The organism is Lactiplantibacillus sp. 7.2.4 (assembly GCF_018991185.1).
In the GTDB taxonomy this organism is placed as follows: Bacteria; Bacillota; Bacilli; order Lactobacillales; family Lactobacillaceae; genus Lactiplantibacillus; species Lactiplantibacillus pentosus.
Genome location: NZ_JAGYGS010000114.1, coordinates 1 through 3,129 on the forward strand (window position 1 = coordinate 1; position 3,129 = coordinate 3,129).

Annotated in this window: 3 protein-coding genes and 1 pseudogene; 1 reads left to right on the forward strand and 3 read right to left on the reverse strand. The window is 44.1% G+C overall.

Annotation, left to right across the window (positions count from 1 at the left end):
• A pseudogene (locus KGF70_RS16620) lies at positions 1–157 on the forward strand (nicotinate phosphoribosyltransferase); the annotation flags it as partial.
• A 103-nt stretch (positions 158–260) separates the two neighbouring features.
• Here KGF70_RS16620 and KGF70_RS16625 read toward each other — a convergent pair.
• From KGF70_RS16625 to KGF70_RS16635, 3 genes are read right to left on the reverse strand one after another with little or no spacing between them, the layout of a single operon-like run.
• Positions 261–932: a TetR/AcrR family transcriptional regulator gene (locus tag KGF70_RS16625; RefSeq protein ID WP_025025373.1), complete on the reverse strand. Its 672-nt coding sequence runs from the start codon at positions 930–932 to the stop codon at positions 261–263.
• Between the two features lie 4 nt (positions 933–936).
• Entirely contained in the window at positions 937–2,184 is a 1,248-nt protein-coding gene (locus KGF70_RS16630; RefSeq protein ID WP_027822874.1) for an ABC transporter permease, read from the reverse strand.
• Positions 2,162–2,905, reverse strand: a complete 744-nt coding sequence (locus KGF70_RS16635; RefSeq protein WP_003581836.1) for an ABC transporter ATP-binding protein — start codon at positions 2,903–2,905, stop codon at positions 2,162–2,164. The genes KGF70_RS16630 and KGF70_RS16635 overlap by 23 nt, the downstream gene beginning before the upstream one ends.
• Between the last annotated feature and the right edge of the window lie 224 nt (positions 2,906–3,129).

Here is a 3,129-nt window from a genome sequence, read left to right on the forward strand (position 1 = left end):
TACAACCATTCAGGCAACGACCCAGGCTAAACTTGCCGAGCTCCCACGAACAACCCAGCGGCTCGTCAACCCAGATCTTTACCCGGTCTACATGACGACCACACTCAGCCAGTTACAAACTAGTTTGTTGAATAAAATGACGATACTAGCAGATTAACAAACGAACACGCGTAGCAACGACCAAAGCCACTTCTGTACTTAGCGTTCAAATGACCGCTAAGTACAGAAGTGGCTTTAGTTTATATCAAGTAACAGTTAGCTCACTGACCAGTAATTTGATCATGTTCACCCGGGGTCAATATTTTGGTCATCACCGTAATCAAATACGCTTGTTCGCGCTCAATTTCAGTTCCCGGCAATTCCAGCATTAACTGCGCTAGGTAACCGAATAGCTGCGATAACAAACTTTGCAGTATCAAATCATTCGGCCAATCCACAATCAAATGATCTGCTTTTAGTTGATTTATGACACTTCCCATCTGCTTGACCATCTTAGGCGCAATCTGGCTAAGAATCTGTTCGCGTCGTTCGGTGTCAAAAGCTACCATTTCAAAAATGACCTTTAACTCTTTCACGTTAGCTTTAGCAAATGCAACTCGGTCCGTAAAAATTGCTGTGACGAATGCCTGTAGACTGGGATAACGCTGCCGTAATTTATCCTCTGAAAAATCACTCGCTAAGATTGGCACAATGTGCGCGGTAATTGGTGCTAAGATGGCATCCCGTAAGGCAGCCTTAGTCTTATACCGCCGATAGACCGTCCCCTCCGCAACGCCGGCCCGTTGTGCAATATCACTAGTACTGGTCTGGTCAAAACCCTTTTCAGCAAACAAATCGAGACTTGCCTGGAGGATGGCCCGTTGCTTAGGTGTAATCGTTTCATTCTGACTTAGATCCTGTTGAAAATAATCCCGTATCCGTGGTCGTTCCATATCCTCACACCTTCCGATAACGTTTCATTCCAACAATATTCAACATTGTTAGTACGACCATAAACCCTACTAATATTAACAAATTGACACCAATATCGCCAAGCCCAGCACCCTTTGTCACAACAGCCGTCAACGCATTAGCACCATAGTATAACGGCATGATGTGGGCAATTGCTTGCAACCAACTGGCCATGCCATCGACTGGAACCAACCCAGCAAAAAAGATTTGTGGTACAACAATCAGTGGAATAAACTGAATCATTTGAAATTCTGAGTTAGCAAAGGTGGAAATAAAGATACCCAAGGTCAAAGCCACTAACGCTAATAATAAGTTAGTCAGAAAGACCAGCCAAATACTACCAACTAAGTGAATCTTGAAGACCGTAATTGTAAAAACAACGGTCAGGACAGTCTGAATGATGGCAAAGCCCCCATAACCAATTAGATAGCCCATAATAATTTCACTCCGTCGAATTGGGGTTGCAAGTAGCCGGCTTAGGGTTCCAGTAGTGCGTTCATTCAAAAGTGAAACGCCAGAAATCAAGAACACAAAGAAGAAGACAAAGAAACCGAGAAAGGCTGGCAAAAAGCTTTCAAAGAACGTTGAATCACTACTACCATAAATATAATGAGACTTAGTCGTATAACTAGTTGCTTTAGCTGACTGAGTCGAACTAGACGTCGTGGCTGTGGCTTGCTTGAGTTGCTTTTGTAATTTCTCAGCAGTTGCCTGGTCACCGCGGGCCTGGGCTTGTGCAATGGCAGTCTTCAGCTTGGTCACCGTTGCTTGTGTCTGGGCTGCTGTCAGCTTCTTCAAAGCGGCTTGTTGCGATTCAAGGGCCGCGCGCTGTTTCTTAGTAACGGTCACCAGCGTCTTCATTTTCAACTTGACTAATCCTGATTGTAAACTCGCCTTAATTAAAGACGTGTTGGTTGGATTGCTATTTGAATAAGTAATCGTCAATTGACCATTTTTCTGAGTCAAATAGCCATCTAGATCATGCTGCTTAATCATTTTCCGTGCCTGTGAACTATCATAATGATGAATCGTCACGTTTTTGGTATCGATCACGTTAACCACGGATTGGTCTACATGATGAACACCCAAGCTTGCTAATTGCGTCGTGTTGTTTTGAAATAAGAAATACATCAGCGTCATAATCAGCAATGGTGCCAAAAACATCAGCGCCAAGGTACGCTTATCACGTAACATTTGCTTAAAAACTCGTCTAACGATTGCCATCGTTCGCATCTTGCATCCGCCCCGCTTTCAAAAAGACCTGTTCGATCGTATCTACTGCATACTGTTGTTTCAGTGCCGCGGGTGTCCCCTCAGCAAGCGCAATCCCGTGCCGAATCAACATGAGATAATCACACCGTTCTGCTTCGTCCATGACATGCGTTGTCACGAGCATCGACTTACCGGTATCCTTGAGCTTATTTAGTTCGGTCCAAATTTGTTGCCGTAATTCTGGATCAATCCCAACGGTCGGTTCATCTAAAATCAATAATTGGGGATCCTGAATCAGGGCAATTGCCAACGACAAGCGCCGTTTCATCCCACCCGAATAGCCACTGACCCGCTTGTCTAATTGGGACGTTAAATCAACTAATCCGGCTGCATAATCAATCATTTGTGCTAACTTTATTTTTGGAACGCTCATCAATTGCCCAAACAAGGTCAGGTTTTCACGGGCCGTTAGTGTCTCATACAAAGCGTCACTTTGGGCCATATACCCTACTTGTGCCATTACCGCCCTATTGGGCATCACCGTATCCATGACTTTAACAGTGCCACTATCCACAGCTTCCATCCCTAAAATACTCTTGATCAAGGTGGTCTTCCCAGCTCCTGATGGCCCAATCAAGCCATAAATCATTCCAGCCGGCAGTGTCAAATCAATCTGATTGAGCACTTGCTGATGACCAAAGTGCTTGCTGACCTGCTTGGCGATGACATAATCCGTTGCCATTTTAATAACCCTCTTTCTCAAAACGAGTGTATACTCACTCACTTAATGGCCTTAGTATAATCAGTACATCTCGGTTTGTCAACATTAAAATGAGTTATCACTCACTTATTTTGTTTCCGGCCTATTTGTCACCGCATTGCAAACAAAAATGCGCCACCCCGTTGTTGGGATGTCGCATTTTAATTAAATAGCAGCACTGATATAAGCGTTAGCAATGTTTAAGC

Excerpts from the sequence above, each read along its gene's own strand:
- KGF70_RS16625 (WP_025025373.1), bottom strand. The coding sequence starts at position 932 with ATGGAACGACCACGGATACGGGATTATTTTCAACAGGATCTAAGTCAG.
- KGF70_RS16630 (WP_027822874.1), bottom strand. The coding sequence starts at position 2,184 with ATGCGAACGATGGCAATCGTTAGACGAGTTTTTAAGCAAATGTTACGT.
- KGF70_RS16635 (WP_003581836.1), bottom strand. The coding sequence starts at position 2,905 with ATGGCAACGGATTATGTCATCGCCAAGCAGGTCAGCAAGCACTTTGGT.